This window comes from Chromobacterium phragmitis (assembly GCF_003325475.1).
GTDB classification, from domain to species: Bacteria; Pseudomonadota; Gammaproteobacteria; order Burkholderiales; family Chromobacteriaceae; genus Chromobacterium; species Chromobacterium phragmitis.
Genome location: NZ_CP029495.1, coordinates 4,745,957 through 4,762,390, shown reverse-complemented (window position 1 = coordinate 4,762,390; position 16,434 = coordinate 4,745,957). Strand labels below are relative to the sequence as shown.

Sequence of the window (16,434 nt, the reverse complement as noted above, 5' to 3'; positions counted from 1 at the left end):
TGCAAGCTTCCGGGCGTCTATTGTTTGGCGGAAGCCCTGTGCGTCATCAGGCGTCAGGCTTCAAAACCCATTTGGATGCCAGCAGTTCCGTTATCGAGGGCAGGTGGCGAGTCCATGTCGTGGGGCGGGGTAAGCTGGCGGGGTGGGGGAGGAGGATGTCGCGCGCCATGCGTTGGCAGATATCCAGCATGTGTCCCACATCTTCGGCGGTGCCGTGGGTAAGCAGGAAATTGATGTCTAATTGCTCAAAGGCGAGCTGGGTTGCTACCGCGCCATGAAAAACGCCTTTGTCATTAAGTATTTCTATGTGGATCGTTGCCTGATTCGATAGCTCCCGGACGGAAAGCAACTCGATATTTGCGTCATGCGATGAGCAGAGCAGGGTGTGGTTGACCCTCTGAAACATCAGGATTCGTTCAGGATCAGGCATGCGCGATCTCGCTTTGTGGTGCTTGCGCCATTTTCGATGGGTATCACAGGCGGCGGGGGCCGGCTTGGGGGCTTGTCGGTGTTGAAGAGGATGGGCCTCGGGCTTTTTCCGCGTTCAAAATGAATGGTCCGGATGCGGGTTTCTGGGGCGCGCGCCGGGTTTCAGGTCTGGTTCCATGACGGATTCGACCGAGTGGCGCATGGAAAGATCCTTGGCTGCCGCCTTGGCTTGCTTCAGGAAACTGTCCCGATCGTCCAGACTGAGCGTCTCTTCGGCAAGGCGCTCGAATGCTTTCCCGCTTTGCGAGGAGAGCGATTCGCTCGCCTTGCTCAGGAGCGAGTCTTTTACTGAGGAGAAAGGGGACGCTTTATCCAGGGTTGAAAAACCGAGCTCGTTGCCTTTTTCCATGGCCTCCATACCCTTGACCACGAATTTTTGCAGCAGAGGCTTGCTGATGGAGTCTTTGGCGACCAGTCCGGCTACCGCGCCCGCGGCCAATTCCGTCGCGGCTTGCTTGATCCCCTTCTTGTCGTTTGCTTGGCGCATGGCGGCATGGCCATTGCTGTCGGCGTCGGGAAGGGGCTCGATTTTCTGAGCCGGGTTTTGGCTGTTTTCCGAGCTGGATGTCGCTTTCATCATGGCTCCTTCTCAATTGAGAGTCAGCATTGCGCGCAATGCTTGGGTTTCGCTATCGCTGACTGAAAAGTTATTTTTGAAAAAGTTCTTTATGATTGCAATCATACTATATAATTTAATTTAGGTGTGCATCGACCCCGATCCTACTCGCCATGCTTCATATGATTGGCGGGGGTGGCGGCCTATGCGATGGAAGCGGCTCCTTTTCTGCCATCAAGAGTGGGCATTCGATAGCGCGCATGGGTGCGCGCGCGTCTGCTGGTGCTGCGGCGGGCGATTTTTTAACGTGATGGGTGATATTGATGAGATTCTTTCGTTTCATGTTGGCGCCGCTGACGGCCCCATTTCGGGCGCTGGCGACGATAAAGGATGCGGCCAAGCCTAAAAGGGCGGAGGGTGAAGTTTGGGCTCGCCCGGGAAATCATGCCGAAATCCGCAAGACGGCCGCGAGGACGTCGAGAATTCTATGGTACTGCAGCTTTGTCGGTCCTGTTTTGGCGGGCTTGGCTATTGTTTATGACTTGCCTGCGCTGATGGCTTACAACTTGTTGATGATGTCGGGCACCGGCGTGTTGCTGGCATTGCGGTTCGCGCTGATTGCGAGACAAATGCAGACTGGCAGCCTGGAACGGTCGCGAATTGCCGATGCTTACAGGGACAATTGGTGGTTTCCCGGCTAGCAGGGAGGGGGGCGAGAGTGGAAACGCAAATGCGCAGTCGCGCATTTGCGTTTTTCAAACGTGGGACGCGCGCGTTTACTCTTCCGGCACGTTCAGCGCGTTGACGCTGTAGCCAGCGTCAACGTAAGTGATTTCGCCTGTGATGCCGGAGGACAGGTCGGACAGCATGAAGGCGGCGGCGTTGCCCACTTCTTCTGTGGTCACATTGCGGCGCAGGCAAGCCTGGCTGGACGCCATGTTCAGCAACTTGGAGAAGCCGGAGATGCCGGAGGCGGCGAGGGTCTTGATCGGGCCGGCGGAAATGCCGTTGACGCGGATGCCTTCCTTGCCCAGGCTGGCGGCCATGAAGCGCACCGATGCCTCCAGGCTGGCCTTGGCCAGACCCATCACGTTGTAGTTGGGGATCGCGCGCACCGCGCCCAGGTAGGACAGAGTCAGCAGCGCGGCCTTGCGGCCCTGCATCATCGGGCGCGCGGCCTTGGCCAGCGCGGGGAAGCTGTAGGACGACACGTCGTGGGCGATCTGGAACGCTTCGCGGCTCAGAGAATCCAGGAAGTCGCCTTCCAGCGCTTCGCGCGGGGCGAAGCCGATCGAGTGCACCAGGCCGTCCAGGCCGTCCCATTCCTTGCCCAAGTCGACGAACAGCTGGTTGATCTCGTCGTCGTTCTGCACGTCGCAGCGGAAGACCAGCTTGGAGCCGAAGTCGGCCGCCATCTCGCGGACGCGATCCTCCAGCTTGTCCACCACGTAGGTGAAGGCCAGCTCGGCGCCTTGGCGATGACAGGCTTGCGCGATGCCGTAGGCGATGGAGCGGTTGGAGATCATGCCGGTGATCAGGATTTTCTTGCCTTGCAGAAAGCCCATTTGGTGTCCTTCTCATGTAAACAGCCGGACATTATACCGAATGCCGACGATTTGCAGCAGCGCCGCGCGCTAACTGCCCGTTCCTGCAAGGATAACCCTTGCGGCGGAGGGGTGGGCGCTCGGCGTGTTCCGGGTTGCCGCGGCCCCCGTCGCTTGCTACCATCCGGGATTAAGCACACGCATTTCAATTTCGACGAGGAAGCCATGAGCGATCTGATCCATCACGTAAGCGACGATTCTTTTGAAAACGACGTACTGAAGGCCGATCTTCCGGTGCTGGTAGACTACTGGGCCGAATGGTGCGGCCCGTGCAAGATGATCGCTCCCATTCTGGATGAAGTGGCCAAAGAGTACGAAGGCAAGCTGAAAATCGCCAAGCTGAACATCGACCAGAACGAGCAGACTCCGCCTAAATTCGGCATCCGCGGCATTCCGACTCTGATGTTGTTCAAGGACGGCCAAGTCGCCGCCACCAAGGTGGGCGCGCTGTCCAAAAGCCAGTTGACCGCCTTCATTGACAGCCAGCTGTAAAGCGTCTATTCTCCACGCACAATCTTCAAGACGGGTGGCATAAAAGCCGCCCGTTTCGTTTACGCTTCCATACCCCCGACAGGCGCTCCGCCTCACTTACTATCTACCGAGTCGACCTCACGACCGCTATGCACTTATCTGATCTCAAACATCTTCACGTATCCGAACTCGTTGAAATGGCCATTTCCAACGAGATCGACGGCGCCAACCGGTTGCGCAAGCAGGATCTGATCTTTGCGCTTTTGAAAAACCAGGCTAAAAAGGGCGAGAGCATTTTCGGCGAGGGTACGCTGGAAGTGTTGCCGGACGGTTTTGGTTTTCTGCGCAGCCCGGATACCTCCTATCTGGCCGGTCCTGACGACATCTACGTCAGTCCGTCGCAAATCCGCCGCTTCAATCTGCATACCGGCGATTCCATTGAGGGTGAAATCCGCACGCCTAAGGATGGCGAGCGCTATTTCGCGCTGGTGAAGGTGGACAAGGTCAATGGCGAGGCGCCGGAGAATTCGAAGCACAAGATCCTGTTCGAGAACCTGACGCCGCTGTTCCCGACCGAGCAGTTCAAGCTGGAGCGCGACATCCGCGCCGAAGAAAACATCACCGGCCGCATCATCGACCTGATCGCCCCCATCGGTCGCGGTCAGCGCGCGCTGCTGGTGGCGCCGCCGAAGTCCGGTAAAACGGTGATGCTGCAGCACATCGCGCACGCCATCACCGCCAACCATCCGGATGCGGTGCTGATAGTGCTGCTGATCGACGAGCGTCCGGAAGAAGTGACGGAAATGCAACGCTCGGTGCGCGGCGAAGTGGTGTCGTCCACCTTTGACGAACCGGCCACCCGCCACGTGCAAGTGGCGGAAATGGTGATCGAGAAGGCCAAGCGCCTGGTTGAACACAAGAAGGACGTGGTCATCCTGCTGGACTCCGTGACCCGCCTGGCCCGCGCCTACAACACCGTGGTGCCGGCTTCCGGCAAGGTGCTGACCGGCGGCGTGGACGCCAACGCGCTGCAACGGCCGAAGCGCTTCTTCGGCGCCGCGCGCAATGTGGAAGAGGGCGGCAGCCTGACCATCATCGCCACCGCGCTGATCGATACCGGCAGCCGCATGGATGACGTGATCTACGAAGAATTCAAGGGCACCGGCAACTGCGAAATCCATCTGGATCGCAAGATGGCCGAAAAGCGCATCTTCCCGGCGATGAACATCAACCGTTCCGGCACGCGCCGCGAAGAGTTGCTGATTCCGCAGGATCAGCTGCAACGCATCTGGGTGCTGCGCAAGCTCTTGTACCCGATGGACGATCTGGAAGCGATGGAATTCCTGCAGGACAAGATCAAGGCCACCAAGTCGAACCAGGCCTTCTTCGACTCGATGCGCCGCTGAGCGGTATCCGCTCCGCCAACAAGATGCCAGACCGTGCCGGTCTGGCATTTTTTTTGATACATTGGGGAGGAGCCCCGCCGCGAAGAGCGGGCGCCGGGAGACAAAAGGAATACGGGCATGTGGTCGATGGAGGCAGACAAGGCCGCCGAACTGATAGCCGGGCGGCTCCAGTCCTATGATTTCACGGGCAGGGTGGCGGATATGCCGTTCCGGGCGATTTCACCGGGCTTGCGCGAGGCGGCGGTGCTGATGCCGCTGGTGTGGCATGGCGACGGCGCCACCGTCTTGTTCACCCGCCGCACCGATCATTTATCCAGCCACCCCGGGCAGGTCAGCTTTCCGGGCGGCAAGCTGGAGAGCAGCGACGTTTCGGCTCAGGCAGCGGCCTTGCGCGAAGCCCGCGAGGAGACGGGTTTGCCGGAGTCTTCGGTGCGGGTGCTGGGCAGTCTGCCGGAGTATGTGACCATCACCGGCTTCGTGGTGACGCCAGTAGTGGGCCTGCTGAACCCGCCATTGCTCCTGGCTCCGGCGGCGGACGAGGTGGCGGAGGTGTTCGAGGTGCCGTTGTCCCTGCTGTTGAACCGCGACGCCTATAGCCGCCACGACTACGTGCGCGAAGGCGTGGCCGGCCAATACCTGTCGCTGCAGTGGGGCAAGCACACCATCTGGGGGGCGACAGCCGCGATGATGTGGATGTTGGCTGACGCGTTGGGCGTGGTCGGCGTCTGACTCCGCCGGCTATGCTTCTTCCTGATCGGCCAGCACCACATTGCGTCCGGATTGCTTGGCTTCGTACAGCAGCTTGTCGGCGCGCGCCATCATCAATGTCGGGGAATCGCCAGGCCGCCAGTCGGTGACCCCGCCGCTGAAAGTGATGCGTTGCTCGACGAAGGGGAAGGTGGTGTGGGTCAGCGCCATCTGCAGCCGGCCCATCACCTTGTGCGCGTCGCGCAGCCGCGTGTATGGGAAGATCACCATGAACTCCTCGCCGCCGATGCGCGCGTTGATGTCGGTGTTGCGGGTGGTGTCGCGCAGCGCGTTGGCGACAGCGACCAATACGTCGTCGCCGGCTTGGTGGCCGTACTGGTCGTTGAAGCGCTTGAAATGGTCGATGTCGAACACGGCGATGGCCATGGTCTGGCCGTAGCGCTCGCAGCGGCTGATCTCGTCGCGCAGCACCATGTCGGCGTGGCGGCGGTTGTATAGCCGGGTCAATGGATCGGTGACGGCCATTTCGGCCAGCTGCTGGTTGCTTTCGTGCAGCTGTTGCTCCAGTTGCTTGCGGCCCGAAATGTCGTACAGCGCGATCAGCGCGGAGGGTTGCTTGTCGTGGCCGAGCCGCCGCAGCGAGGCGATCACCCATAGCTTGCTTTTGTCCTCCAGCTCCACTTCCACTTCCTGCTGCAGCACTTCCTCGTCTTCCAGCAGCCACTGTTCCACTGGTCGCAGCTTCAGCGGCAGATTCAGTTCGCTGCTGGCGCCTTCCTCCGGATCGCGCGGCGGCAGGCTCAGCATTTCCCGCGCCAGCGAGTTGGCGTGTTGGATGCGGATGGTTTGAGGGTTGACCAGCAGCAGCGCCAGCGGCGCGGTGTCCAGGATCAGCCGGGCCTGTTCTTCGCTCGCGCGTATGCGTTCGTTGCCCTGCAGCAGCTGTCGGTGCTGCTCCAGGTTGGACAGGTGCTTGCGCAGCGCCAGCAGCGTCAGCGCGGCGACGAACAGCCAGCCGGGGATGGCCAGCCAGGCCTTGTCCCAGACGAAGCGGGTGAAGTCCCGCCGCGACAGTCCCACCGCGACCTGGAATGGGTAGCTGCCGGTCTGGCGCATGCTGTACAACCGTTCGGCGCCGTCGAAGCTGGAGGGCGCGTTGAACAGCATCTGGCCGGCATCGTGAGCCAGTATTTCGCGCGGCTGCAGCGGGCGGTAGCTTTGCGGATCGCCGCCGCTGGTTTGCGGCCAGCGCGTCACGGTCAGCTGGCGCTGGTCCAGCACCAGGATCTCGCCGTGCTCGCCCACGGTCAGCCGGCTGACTTCGTCCTGGATGAAATTGTGCTTGATCAGGCCGGTGGCCATGCCCACCAGGTTGCCTTCGCTGTCGTACAGCTTGTTGGCCAGCACGATGCCGCCCTCGATCGGGCTGTGGATCACCGTGGTGTAATTGTTTTCCTTGGGGTCCACCCGGTGCAGCCAACGGCAGAACTCGTTGTGGTGGGGGTGGGATGCGCTGTCGGGTTTGCTGCTGAATACGGTTTGGCAGGCGGTGTCCACGATTTCAATGCGGCTGAGATAGGGCGCCAGCTGCAATTGCTGCTGCAGTTTCAGCGTCAGGCTCTGGCGCATGTCCGGGGGCAGGCCGCTGCTGCGCAGCAGGCGCTGCACCTCTGGGATCTGATTGCTGCTTTGCAGGATCAGGCCTGCCTCGTGTATGCCCGAACTCAGCCGCTCCGATAACAGCTGGCTGAGGCCGCTGGCCTGGCGGCCGGCTTCGGTTTCCAGCTGGCGGTAACTGGTGGCAAGGTCCACGGCCAGCAGCGCCAGCGTGACCAGCAGCAGCAATGCCGCCCCCCATTTGGCATGGCGGGCGGAGCGGGTGCCGAATCTGCGCGGGGTCATGTCCATGGAGGGGAGGGCCATGCTTTGCTTATGGTTGGCATGACTTCAGTATGACAGCTCTCCCCGCGACTTGCGTGGCAATTACAGGGTGAAGCGCATGGACAGATCCAGCGCGCGCACGTCCTTGGTCAGCTTGCCCACCGAGATGCGATCGACGCCGGTGGCGGCGATGGCGCGCACGCTGTCCAGATCGACGCCGCCGGAGGCTTCCAGCTCGGCGCGGCCGGCGCTGATCGCCACTGCGCGGCGCATGTCGTCCAGCGACATATTGTCCAGCAACACCAGCTTGGCGCCGTTTCGCAGCGCCTCCTCCAACTGGCCAAGGGATTCGACCTCGATCTGCAGCGTGACGCCATGCGGCAAGTCCTGCAGCGCTTGCCGCATGGCTTCGGCCACGCCGCCGGCCGCCATGATGTGGTTTTCCTTGATCAGGATGCCGTCGTAGAGGCCGACGCGCTGGTTGTCGCCGCCGCCGACAGTGACGGCGTACTTCTGCGCGAGACGCAGGCCGGGGATCGTCTTGCGGGTATCCAGAATGCGGGCTCGGTGGCCGGCCGCCGCGTCGACGTAGCGGCGGGTCTCGCTGGCGACGCCGGACAGCAGTTGCAGGAAGTTGAGCGCGCTGCGCTCGGCAGTGAGCAAGGCGCGCGCCGGGCCGGATATCCGGCACAATTCGCTGCCGGCGGCAACCTTCTCGCCTTCGGCGGCCAGCCATGCCACCTCGCTGCGCGGATCCACCTGGCGGAAGCATTCGTCGAACCAGGCCTGGCCGCAGATCACCGCGTCTTCGCGCGCGATCACGCGGGCGGAGCCGGTCTTGTCTTCGGCGATCAGGCGGGCGGTCCAGTCGCAGGCGCCGATGTCTTCGGCAAGCGCCAGGGAAACTTGCTGGGCGATCAGGTGCGGGGCGGGCAGGGGCATGCGGGTCTCCATCCAAAAGCGTATTGTAACGGCAGGCGCTGGAATTGGCGCGTTTCGCGGCGGTGAAATTAAGGGTAGGAGGGTGGGCTTCTGTTATGCTGGAGCCTGTTCAAACGTAATTTCAATGTCATGGATTTGTCCGCTTCCTTGTTTGCCGGCTGGGCGGTTTGGCTGAGCGCCGGGCTTTCGCTGGCCGCGCTCGTTTTCGCCGCGTTGAGGGTGAAGTGGCGCGAGCTGGACCCGGCCGCGCTGAACGCCTGGATGGGCGCCTGCGTGCTCGATCTGGCGATGTGGCTGCTGCGCGGCGGCTTGCAGCCAGGCCTGTCTTTCCATTTGCTGGGGGCGGCGTTGTTCACGCTGCTGATGGGGCCGTGGCTGGCGATGCTGGCCTTGGCGGTGGTGCAGCTGGCGCTGGCGGCGGCGGGGCATGCGGACTGGCGGGCGCTGGGATTGAGCTGGCTGTTGACCGCCTTGCCGGCGGTGGCGGTGGCGGGCGGCATGCTGGAGCTGGCGCGGCGGCGTTTGCCGGCCAATTTTTTCATTTATGTCTTCGTCAACGGCTTCCTGGCCGGCGGCGCCAGCCTGCTGGCATCGGCCTTGTGCGGCGTGCTTGCCTTGGGAGCGGCCGGCGCCTACCCCTGGGATGCGCTGTTGGAGGAGGCCTTGCCTTATTACTTCCTGTTGTCCTGGTCCGAGGCGTTCACCACCGGCTTGCTGCTGGCGGTGTTGATCGTGTACCGGCCGCGATGGGTGGCGACTTTCGAGGATAGCCGTTATCTGGGCGGCAAGCCCGGAGCGAATTGAAAGAGGAGATCGCAATGCCGTTCGTGTTGTGGAGCTTGTTGCTGGCGGCCTTGCTGCCCTTGCTGTGGGCCGGGGTGGCCAAGGCTGGCGCCAGAGTGGACAACCATAGGCCGCGCGAGGCGGCGGCCCGGGCGGAGGGGCACCGGCAGCGGGCCGGCTGGGCGCAGCAGAACGCCTGGGAGGCGCTGCCGGTGTGGATGGCCGCCGTGATGGCGGCCTGGCTGATGAAGGTGCCGGCGGCCGACATGAACGCCGCGGCCGTGGTTTTCATCGCCGCCCGCGTCGCGCACGGCCTGTTGTACATCGCCGATCAGGCTTCGTTGCGCTCGCTGTCGTGGCTGATCGGCCTGTTGGCCGGGCTGTACCTGTTTCTGCGGGCCGGCGGGGTTATCGCCTCATAACCAGCCCTGGGCTGCGAGCGCGGCGCGCACCTGTTCCAGGCCCTTGGTGTGGAAGGCCTGCCAGCCTTGGGCTTGGGCGGCCTCCACGCATTCGATGTTGTCGTCGAAGAAGGCGATGGTCTCCGGCGCCGCGCCCAGCGTATCCTGGACATGGCGGTAAATGGCGGCGTCCGGCTTGCGCAGGCGCAGCAAGTGAGAGGCGAAGGTGTGTCCGAAGTGGCGCAGCAGATCGAATTCCCGCTCTATCTTGTCCCAGTGCAGCGCGTTGTTGTTGCTGAGCGCGGCCAGCGGGAAGCGTTGGGCGAGATCGGCCAGCAGTTCGCTGGCGCCCGGATAGGCTCCGGCCAGCCAGTCCGACAACTGCCGCTGCATGGCTTCGGGGCTGATGCCCAACTGCAGCGTGTCCGTCATCGCGGCGGCGAACTCTTGCGGTTCGCACTCGCCCAGGTCCAGTTTGGCCACCCAGGGGTTGCCGATCCAGAACAGGCGGGCGGCCTCGCGATCCAGCCTGCCGCCGGACAGGCGCACCAGCGGATCGATGCCGTTCCAGTCGGCCAATACGCCGCCCAGGTCGAATACCAGCACTTCAGGTGTCTTGCTCATTTGCTCTCCAACTGTTTGCATTGCCGGGTCATCTAGAGTATCAGCGGCTCCGGCTCCAGCTCCACGCCGAAGCGTTGCCGCACATCGTCCTGCACCTTGCGCGCCAGCGCTCGCATCTGTTCGCCGCTGGCGTGGCCGTGGTTGACCAGCACCAGCGCCTGCCTGTCGTGCAAGCCGGCGTCGCCGTCGCGGTAGCCTTTCAGGCCGCATTGATCTATCAGCCAGCCGGCGGCGAGCTTTACCCGTCCGTCTGCGGCTGGGTAGTGCGGCAGATGGGGGTGGTCGGCCAGCAGGGCCTGGGCCTGGGCGGCGGAGACGATGGGGTTCTTGAAAAAGCTGCCGGCGTTGCCAAGCTTGGCGGGGTCTGGCAACTTGCTCTGGCGGATGGCTATCACGGCGCGGCTGACGTCAAGCGGCGACGGGCTGGTGATGCCGTCTTCGGCCAATTGCTTGGCGATGTCGCCGTAGCCGGTGCGTAGGTCCGCGCGGCGGGACAGGCGGAAGCGCACCGCCGTCACCAGCAGCTTGCCGGCCGCCTCATGCTTGAACACGCTGTCGCGGTAGCCAAAGCGGCACTCTGCGTTGGACAGGACCAGCGGTTCGCCCTGCCGGTCCAACTGCGCGCATACGACTTCATGCAGATGGTCCTTCACTTCCACGCCGTAAGCGCCGATGTTTTGCACCGGACTCGCGCCCACCGTGCCGGGAATCAGGCTCAGGTTTTCCAGGCCGTACCAGCCTTGCGCCAGCGCGCGCTGGACGAAACCGTGCCAGTTTTCGCCGGCCGCCGCCTCCACGATCACCTCGTCGCCCATGTCTTCCAGCAGGCGAATGCCCGACAGCGCCACCTTGATCACCAGGCCGGGATAGTCGCGGGTCAGCAGCAGGTTGCTGCCGCCGCCCAGCCACAGGGCGGGGCCTTGCCGGTACAGCGGATGGGCGAGCAGGGCGGGCAGGTCGGCCAGGTTTTCCAGCTGGCAGAAGCGCGCGGCGCGCGCCGCCATGCCGAAGGTGTTGTGCGGGCGCAGATCGACGTCCGCGCGGAACTGCAAACTCATAACAGGATTCCTTGGTCGCGGCGCAGCCGATGGCGGCTGGCTCGGGCCAGATAGTAAGTCAGAAGCAGGCCGGCCACGCTGAGGCTGATCACCAGCGCAGTCCAGAAGCCGTAGATGCCCATGCGCGGCACGATCCAGTCGGTCAGGCCCAGCAGCATGCCCAGGCCCAGCCCCACCATCCAGAACGAGACGATGTGGATCAGCATCGGAATCGAGGTGAGCTTGTAGCCGCGCAGCGCGCCGGAGGCGACGGTTTGCGCGGCGTCGGTCAACTGGTAGACGGCGGCGAACAGCAGCAGCGTGGTGCCCATCGCGATGACCTTGGGGTCGGCGCTGTACATCCACATGATGGGTTCGCGCAGCAGCAGCACCAGAGCCATGGCGAAGCCCGCCATGGCCAGGCCCATCAGCATGCCTACGCCGGAAATGAAGCGGGCGGCCTTGTAGTCGCCGGCGCCGGCGTGGTGGCCGACGCGCACCGACAGCGCGGTGGCCACGCTCTGCGGCAGCATATAGATCAGGCTGGAGAAGTTCAGCACCGACTGGTGGGTGGCCACCACCACGGTGCCAAGCTCCGCGATCAAGAGCGCGATGAAGGAAAACAGGCTGACCTCGACGAAGAAGGACAGTCCGATGGGCACGCCCAACTTGAGAAAGGCCAGGAAGCGCCGCCAATCGGGCGCGGCCAGCCCGGCCAGGATGCGGGTGTCGCGGAAATGGCGGTGCCAGCTGACGTAGGCCAGCAGGGTCAGGCAATTGAACCAGAACACGATGCCGGTGGCCCAGCCGCAGCCGGCGCCCCCCATCTTGGGCAAGCCGAACAAGCCGTGGATCAGGATGTAGTTGAGCGGTATGTTCAGCGCCAGCGCCAACAGGCTGACCACCATGATGGCCTTGGGGTGGCCCAGGCTGGACGCATAGGCGTGCAGCGCGCGGTGGGCCATCGCCGCCGGCATGCCGATGGCGGCGCCGGTGATGAACAGCATCACCTTGTCGGTGACCTCCGGCGGCAGATGCAGCCAGTGCCGCAGCGGCGCTTCCAGCAGCAGCATCAAGCCGGCGCCCAGCGTGCCGAGCAGCAGGCCGAACCACAGGCCTTGAGCCGCGTCGCGGCGAAAAGCGCCTTGATCGCGGGAGCCCAGGTGATGGGACAGGATGGGGTTGAGCGCGGCGACCACGCCCATCAGCGTCACGTAAACGGTGATGAACACGCTGGCGCCCAGCGACACGGCGGCCAGGTCGTCGGTGCCGACGCGGCCGGCCATCACGGTATCGACGAAGCTGGTGGCCACCTGCGCGATCTGGGCCACCATCATCGGCAGGGCGAGGCCTGCGATCTGGCGCGCTTCGGCAAGGATTTCGGCGCGCGACGCGCGGTTGAGTTCAAACAGCATGCGGTCTCGCGGATTTTGGGGCGGAAACTGCCCATTATAGCCGTCAGGGCCGCATACTGTCTGCACGGAGACCGCTTGCGGCGGCGTTCAGAAACGCACGGGTGGGTCGCGCCTCAGGTCGCAGCTGATGATCAGCGTCTCGCCGAAGCGGGCGTTGATCGCCAGCGCGTCGGCCAGGCTGATGTCGAGGACGGTCAGCAGCCTCTCGCGGCGGTCAAGGTCGTAGCCCTGATCGCGGGCGAAGGCGGCGAGGTCATGCAAGGCGCTGTCGTCGCCGGACGGCAGCGGTGTGGCGCTCAGGCTGCCACACAGGGGGCGAGGTCTTCCCACGGCATCAAAAATCGCAAAAGAGAAATCGGTATAGCTGTCTTGCAGGCAGTCGTACATTTTGGCTCTCCAGGTTCGGTCGCGCTGCGCGTGCCGGGCCAGGATGCCGGCGACGCTTTAGCAGGATTTTTCGGCGCCCTGCAAGTTGTCATTAACTCGGCGCCCGCACCGATCCGGAGCGGCTTGCGGAAGATGCCGCCAGCCGGCCAGCCATGAAAAAACCCGCTGGCCATCAAGCGCAAGCGGGTTTGGTCCGGTATACGCTTTAGCTGGCATTTATCAAGCGCCCGCAAGCTGTGTCAAATCGGCGCATGAATGTTAGGTTATGCTGATGTCAGCGGACTGTCAACCCCGTTGCCGCGGCGATTCAGATGGCCGGATCGGGCGCGTTTTCCACCAGCCGGTAGCCTACGCCGGTCTCGGTGACGATGTGGCGTGGCATGGCCGGGTTGTCTTCCAGTTTTTGCCGCAAATGGCCCATGTAGACGCGCAGATACTGGTTGTGCTCGGAGAATGACGGGCCCCACACGGCCAGCAGCAGTTCGCGGTGGGTGATGACCTTGCCGGCGTTGCGGATCAGCGTGGACAGCAGCCGGTATTCGATAGGCGTCAGATGCACCGGCGCGTCGGCCTTGCTGACCAGGCGATTGACCAGATCGATTTTGATGTCGCCGAACTGGAAGGTTTGCTGTGGGGCCGAGCTGCCATGGATGCGGCGGCGCAGCAATACGCGGATGCGCGCCAGGCATTCGGCCACGCCGAAAGGCTTGGTCAGGTAGTCGTCGGCGCCGGCGTCCAGCGCGGCCACCTTTTCCGTCTCCTGGGTGCGCGCCGACAGCACCAGGATGGGAATGTCGCTCCATTCGCGCAGGCTCTTGATCACGTCTATGCCGTTCATGTCCGGCAACCCCAGATCCAGGATGGCCAGGTCCGGCTTGCGGGTGGCCACCTCGATCTGTCCCTGCTTGCCGGTCTCAGCTTCGTAAACCGTGAGGCTTTCTTCTTCCAGCGCGGCGGACAGAAAGCGGCGGATCGGCTTCTCGTCTTCGATGATCACTACGGAAATGGGTGCGTCGCTCATGGTGTATCGCTCTTATGGTTTTAGGCGTCCTCCGGCGGCAGCTCGGGAGGCGGGCTGGCCGGCAGCGTGAAGGAGAAGCGGGCGCCGTGCGGCTGCGCGTTGCCGGCTTCTATCGTCCCGCCGTGGTTTTCTATGATGGCGCGGCAGATGGCCAGGCCCAGCCCCACGCCGGGCGTGGTGGATTCGGGCGCGCCGCGGGTGAACTTGTCGAAGGCCCGCTGCTCCATGTGGGCGGGCAGGCCGGGGCCGTCGTCGGTGACGGTGATGCGGACCTTGTCGCCGTCGTGGCGGGCGGCCAGCTCGATGCGCGAGCCGGCCGGCGTGTATTTGCCGGCGTTTTCCAGCAAGTTGACCAGCACCCGTTCGATCAATACCGCGTCGTACTCCAGCACCGGCAGATCGCGGCTGAGGTCCAGCTCCAGCTTGTGATCGCGCAGGCTGCGTTCGCAGGCGCGCACCGCGCTGCCCACCACCTCGTCCAGCAGCTGCCATTCCTTGTTCAGCTTGACGCCGGACTGCAGCTTGGCCATGTCCAGCAGGTTGGTCACCAGCTTGGTCATCCGTATCGCCTCATCCTGGATGGACTGGGCGATCTCGCTGTGCCGGCCCGGCGGCAGGGTGGGGGCGTTCAGCATATTGGCCAGGCCCAGCATGGTGGTCAGCGGCGTGCGCAGATCGTGGGACACCACCGACAGCACGCTGTTGCGCAGCCGTTCCGATTCCATCGCCACGATGGCGTCCTGCGCCACCTCCACGTAATGCACCCGTTCCAGCGCCAGCGCGATCTGGGCGGCGCAGGTTTCCAGCAGCCGCTGCTGCTCCGGCAGGAAGGCATGGATGGTTTCCTCGGGCTGCAGGGCGATGACGCCGCGCACCCGCATCGGCGCTTTCAGCGGCACGTAGAGCGCAGCGTTGGACGGCAGTGTGTTGGTGCCGAGTCCGGCCGGCTGCTGGTTGTCGAACACCCACTGCGCGACGCCGGCGTCGGCGTCGTTGCCGGTTTCGGTGGCGGCGCGCAGGCGGTCCTCGCTGTCGGGAATGAACAGCATCACCTTGGCGCGGAACAGCGGCTCCAACCGGCCGACCGCGGTTTCGATGATTTGCGAGGCGGTCAGCGCGCCGGCCAGTTCGCGGCCCAGGTCGTACAGCGCGCGGGTGCGGCGCTCGCGGTAGGTGGCGATGGTGGCCTCGAAGCGGAAGCGGGCGGTCAGCTGGCTGATGATCAGCGCCACCGCCAGCATCACGATGAAGGTCAGCAGGTATTGGGTGTCGGACACCGCGAACGACAGCTGCGGCGGCACGAAGAAGAAATCGAACGCCGCCACCGACAGGAAGGACGCCAGCACGCCTGGCCCCCGGCCATAGCGGGTGGCGATCAGCACCACCGCCAGCAGGTGCACCATGATGACGTTGGATAGTTCGAAGTAGGGCACCAAGAGGTGGTTGAGCTCGGTGGTGGCGAAGCAGACGGCGGCTGCGGCCAGGTAACCGCGCGCGGTGTGGCCGGATTCGCTGTCGCTGAACAGCAGGCTGGGCACGCGTTTGCCGCGCTTGTCGGCGTCTTCTTCCAACTCGTGGGCCACCACGTAGACGTCGACGTCGCCGGAGAGGCGGCTCAGTTCGCTCACCAGCGAGCCCTCCCACAGCCGGGCGATCCAGCCGCGGTTGGGTTTGCCCACCACCAGTTTGGATACGTTGCGGGTGCGGGCGTAGGCGAGCAGGGTGGCGGCAAGCCGGCTGCCGCCCAATACCGTGGTTTCCGCGCCCAGTTCTTGTGCCAAGCGCAGACCCTTCAGCACCCGCGCGCGCTGTTCTTCCGGCAGCCGTTGCAGCCGGGGCGTCTCCACGTAGACGGCGATCCAATCCGCATCCAGATTGGCGGCCAGCCGTTTGGCGCTGCGCACCAGCTTTTCGGTGCCGGGCCCGGGGCCGACGCAGACCAAAAGCCGCTCGCGCGCGTGCCAGACCGGTTTGATCGACTGGTCGGCGCGGTAGGCGCGCATCTGGGCGTCGACTCGGTCGGCGGTGCGCCTGAGCGCCAGCTCGCGCAGCGCCAGCAAATTGCCCTTGCGGAAGAAGTTTTTCACCGCGCGTTCGGCCTGGTGCGGCAGATAGACCTTGCCGGCGGCGAGGCGGGACAACAGTTCGTCCGGCGGCAGGTCCACCAGCGAGACCTCGTCGGCCATGTCGAACACATGGTCCGGCAGTGTTTCCCTGACGATGATGCCGGTGATCTGGCCGACGACATCGTTCAGGCTCTCCAAATGCTGTACGTTCAGCGTCGTGTATACGTCGATGCCGGCGGCGAGCAGCTCTTCCACGTCCTGCCAGCGCTTGGGATGGCGCGAGCCGGGCGCGTTGGAGTGGGCGAATTCGTCGATCAGGATCAACTGCGGCTGAGCGGCCAGCGCCGCGTCGATGTCGAACTCCGACAGCGAGCGGCCCTTGTATTCGATGCGGCTGGGGGGCAGCAGCGCCAGCCCCTCCAGTTGCTCCGCGGTTTCCTTGCGGCCATGCGTTTCCACTACGCCGACCAGCACCCGCACGCCCTCCTGCTGCTTGACGCGGGCAGCGGCCAGCATGGCGAAGGTCTTGCCGACGCCGGCGCAGGCGCCGAAGAAGATCTTCAGCCGGCCGCGGCGGGCCTCCAGCTCCTCGCGTTTCAGTTCGTCCAGCAGGGCATCCGGGTCGGGGCGCTGATCGGTCATG

At 64.0% G+C, this 16,434-nt stretch carries 17 protein-coding genes; 6 read left to right on the top strand and 11 right to left on the bottom strand.

The window, feature by feature from the left end:
- Positions 1 to 46: 46 nt before the first annotated feature.
- Both DK842_RS22610 and DK842_RS22605 read right to left on the bottom strand, forming a co-directional pair.
- Positions 47 to 430 carry a hypothetical protein gene (locus DK842_RS22610; protein WP_145964127.1) on the bottom strand — a complete coding sequence of 128 codons (384 nt, stop codon included), beginning with the start codon at positions 428 to 430 and terminating at the stop codon, positions 47 to 49.
- Between the two features lie 114 nt (positions 431 to 544).
- Positions 545 to 1,066, bottom strand: coding sequence for a hypothetical protein (locus DK842_RS22605; RefSeq protein WP_145964126.1), 522 nt, complete (start codon positions 1,064 to 1,066; stop codon positions 545 to 547).
- A 302-nt stretch (positions 1,067 to 1,368) separates the two neighbouring features.
- Between DK842_RS22605 and DK842_RS22600 the strand changes: the two genes are divergently transcribed.
- On the top strand, positions 1,369 to 1,746 hold the full coding sequence (locus DK842_RS22600) for a hypothetical protein (protein WP_145964125.1): 378 nt from the start codon (positions 1,369 to 1,371) through the stop codon (positions 1,744 to 1,746).
- Positions 1,747 to 1,821: 75 nt separating this feature from the next.
- Here DK842_RS22600 and fabI read toward each other — a convergent pair whose 3' ends face one another.
- Complete coding sequence (gene fabI / locus DK842_RS22595) at positions 1,822 to 2,610, bottom strand: enoyl-ACP reductase FabI (protein ID WP_114063505.1); 789 nt, start codon at positions 2,608 to 2,610, stop codon at positions 1,822 to 1,824.
- Positions 2,611 to 2,814: 204 nt separating this feature from the next.
- Here fabI and trxA point away from each other — a divergent pair, with 204 nt between their 5' ends.
- The 3 genes from trxA to DK842_RS22580 all read left to right on the top strand — a co-directional run bounded on the left by trxA (position 2,815) and on the right by DK842_RS22580 (position 5,255).
- Positions 2,815 to 3,141: a thioredoxin TrxA gene (trxA, locus tag DK842_RS22590; protein WP_114063504.1), complete on the top strand. Its 327-nt coding sequence runs from the start codon at positions 2,815 to 2,817 to the stop codon at positions 3,139 to 3,141.
- A 128-nt stretch (positions 3,142 to 3,269) separates the two neighbouring features.
- On the top strand, positions 3,270 to 4,526 hold the full coding sequence (gene rho, locus DK842_RS22585) for a transcription termination factor Rho (protein WP_021476377.1): 1,257 nt from the start codon (positions 3,270 to 3,272) through the stop codon (positions 4,524 to 4,526).
- A gap of 117 nt (positions 4,527 to 4,643) precedes the next feature.
- Positions 4,644 to 5,255: a CoA pyrophosphatase gene (locus DK842_RS22580; protein WP_114063503.1), complete on the top strand. Its 612-nt coding sequence runs from the start codon at positions 4,644 to 4,646 to the stop codon at positions 5,253 to 5,255.
- A gap of 9 nt (positions 5,256 to 5,264) precedes the next feature.
- Here the strand turns inward: DK842_RS22580 and DK842_RS22575 are convergent, their stop codons facing one another.
- The gene (locus DK842_RS22575; protein ID WP_145964124.1) at positions 5,265 to 7,157 is read right to left on the bottom strand and encodes a sensor domain-containing diguanylate cyclase; all 1,893 of its coding nucleotides are present in this window, start codon (positions 7,155 to 7,157) and stop codon (positions 5,265 to 5,267) included.
- Positions 7,158 to 7,217: 60 nt separating this feature from the next.
- Complete coding sequence (nadC, locus tag DK842_RS22570) at positions 7,218 to 8,057, bottom strand: carboxylating nicotinate-nucleotide diphosphorylase (protein ID WP_114063501.1); 840 nt, start codon at positions 8,055 to 8,057, stop codon at positions 7,218 to 7,220.
- Between the two features lie 129 nt (positions 8,058 to 8,186).
- Between nadC and DK842_RS22565 the strand changes: the two genes are divergently transcribed.
- The gene (locus tag DK842_RS22565; protein WP_114063500.1) at positions 8,187 to 8,861 is read left to right on the top strand and encodes an energy-coupling factor ABC transporter permease; all 675 of its coding nucleotides are present in this window, start codon (positions 8,187 to 8,189) and stop codon (positions 8,859 to 8,861) included.
- A gap of 14 nt (positions 8,862 to 8,875) precedes the next feature.
- On the top strand, positions 8,876 to 9,262 hold the full coding sequence (locus DK842_RS22560) for an MAPEG family protein (RefSeq protein ID WP_114063499.1): 387 nt from the start codon (positions 8,876 to 8,878) through the stop codon (positions 9,260 to 9,262).
- On the opposite strand, the gene DK842_RS22555 is transcribed toward DK842_RS22560, so the two are convergent.
- The 6 genes from DK842_RS22555 to DK842_RS22530 form a co-directional block, all read right to left on the bottom strand.
- Positions 9,257 to 9,865 (bottom strand): HAD family hydrolase, encoded by a 609-nt coding sequence (locus DK842_RS22555; protein WP_168194959.1) that lies wholly within the window; start codon positions 9,863 to 9,865, stop codon positions 9,257 to 9,259. The genes DK842_RS22560 and DK842_RS22555 overlap by 6 nt on opposite strands.
- A 32-nt stretch (positions 9,866 to 9,897) precedes the next feature.
- Positions 9,898 to 10,923, bottom strand: a complete 1,026-nt coding sequence (murB, locus tag DK842_RS22550) for a UDP-N-acetylmuramate dehydrogenase (protein WP_114063497.1) — start codon at positions 10,921 to 10,923, stop codon at positions 9,898 to 9,900.
- Complete coding sequence (locus DK842_RS22545) at positions 10,920 to 12,317, bottom strand: MATE family efflux transporter (protein ID WP_114063496.1); 1,398 nt, start codon at positions 12,315 to 12,317, stop codon at positions 10,920 to 10,922. Before DK842_RS22545 ends, murB begins: the two co-directional genes overlap by 4 nt.
- 87 nt (positions 12,318 to 12,404) lie before the next feature.
- Positions 12,405 to 12,704: a hypothetical protein gene (locus DK842_RS22540; protein ID WP_114063495.1), complete on the bottom strand. Its 300-nt coding sequence runs from the start codon at positions 12,702 to 12,704 to the stop codon at positions 12,405 to 12,407.
- A 307-nt stretch (positions 12,705 to 13,011) separates the two neighbouring features.
- Entirely contained in the window at positions 13,012 to 13,725 is a 714-nt protein-coding gene (gene kdpE, locus DK842_RS22535; RefSeq protein ID WP_114063494.1) for a two-component system response regulator KdpE, read from the bottom strand.
- Between the two features lie 20 nt (positions 13,726 to 13,745).
- A complete protein-coding gene (locus DK842_RS22530; RefSeq protein WP_114063493.1) occupies positions 13,746 to 16,433 on the bottom strand; it encodes a DUF4118 domain-containing protein in 2,688 nt (895 codons plus the stop codon).
- Position 16,434 lies beyond the last annotated feature (1 nt).

Coding starts and splice junctions, on each gene's coding strand:
- DK842_RS22610 (WP_145964127.1), bottom strand. CDS start 430: ATGCCTGATCCTGAACGAATCCTGATGTTTCAGAGGGTCAACCACACC.
- DK842_RS22605 (WP_145964126.1), bottom strand. CDS start 1,066: ATGAAAGCGACATCCAGCTCGGAAAACAGCCAAAACCCGGCTCAGAAA.
- DK842_RS22600 (WP_145964125.1), top strand. CDS start 1,369: ATGAGATTCTTTCGTTTCATGTTGGCGCCGCTGACGGCCCCATTTCGG.
- fabI (WP_114063505.1), bottom strand. CDS start 2,610: ATGGGCTTTCTGCAAGGCAAGAAAATCCTGATCACCGGCATGATCTCC.
- trxA (WP_114063504.1), top strand. CDS start 2,815: ATGAGCGATCTGATCCATCACGTAAGCGACGATTCTTTTGAAAACGAC.
- rho (WP_021476377.1), top strand. CDS start 3,270: ATGCACTTATCTGATCTCAAACATCTTCACGTATCCGAACTCGTTGAA.
- DK842_RS22580 (WP_114063503.1), top strand. CDS start 4,644: ATGTGGTCGATGGAGGCAGACAAGGCCGCCGAACTGATAGCCGGGCGG.
- DK842_RS22575 (WP_145964124.1), bottom strand. CDS start 7,157: ATGGCCCTCCCCTCCATGGACATGACCCCGCGCAGATTCGGCACCCGC.
- nadC (WP_114063501.1), bottom strand. CDS start 8,057: ATGCCCCTGCCCGCCCCGCACCTGATCGCCCAGCAAGTTTCCCTGGCG.
- DK842_RS22565 (WP_114063500.1), top strand. CDS start 8,187: ATGGATTTGTCCGCTTCCTTGTTTGCCGGCTGGGCGGTTTGGCTGAGC.
- DK842_RS22560 (WP_114063499.1), top strand. CDS start 8,876: ATGCCGTTCGTGTTGTGGAGCTTGTTGCTGGCGGCCTTGCTGCCCTTG.
- DK842_RS22555 (WP_168194959.1), bottom strand. CDS start 9,865: ATGAGCAAGACACCTGAAGTGCTGGTATTCGACCTGGGCGGCGTATTG.
- murB (WP_114063497.1), bottom strand. CDS start 10,923: ATGAGTTTGCAGTTCCGCGCGGACGTCGATCTGCGCCCGCACAACACC.
- DK842_RS22545 (WP_114063496.1), bottom strand. CDS start 12,317: ATGCTGTTTGAACTCAACCGCGCGTCGCGCGCCGAAATCCTTGCCGAA.
- DK842_RS22540 (WP_114063495.1), bottom strand. CDS start 12,704: ATGTACGACTGCCTGCAAGACAGCTATACCGATTTCTCTTTTGCGATT.
- kdpE (WP_114063494.1), bottom strand. CDS start 13,725: ATGAGCGACGCACCCATTTCCGTAGTGATCATCGAAGACGAGAAGCCG.
- DK842_RS22530 (WP_114063493.1), bottom strand. CDS start 16,433: ATGACCGATCAGCGCCCCGACCCGGATGCCCTGCTGGACGAACTGAAA.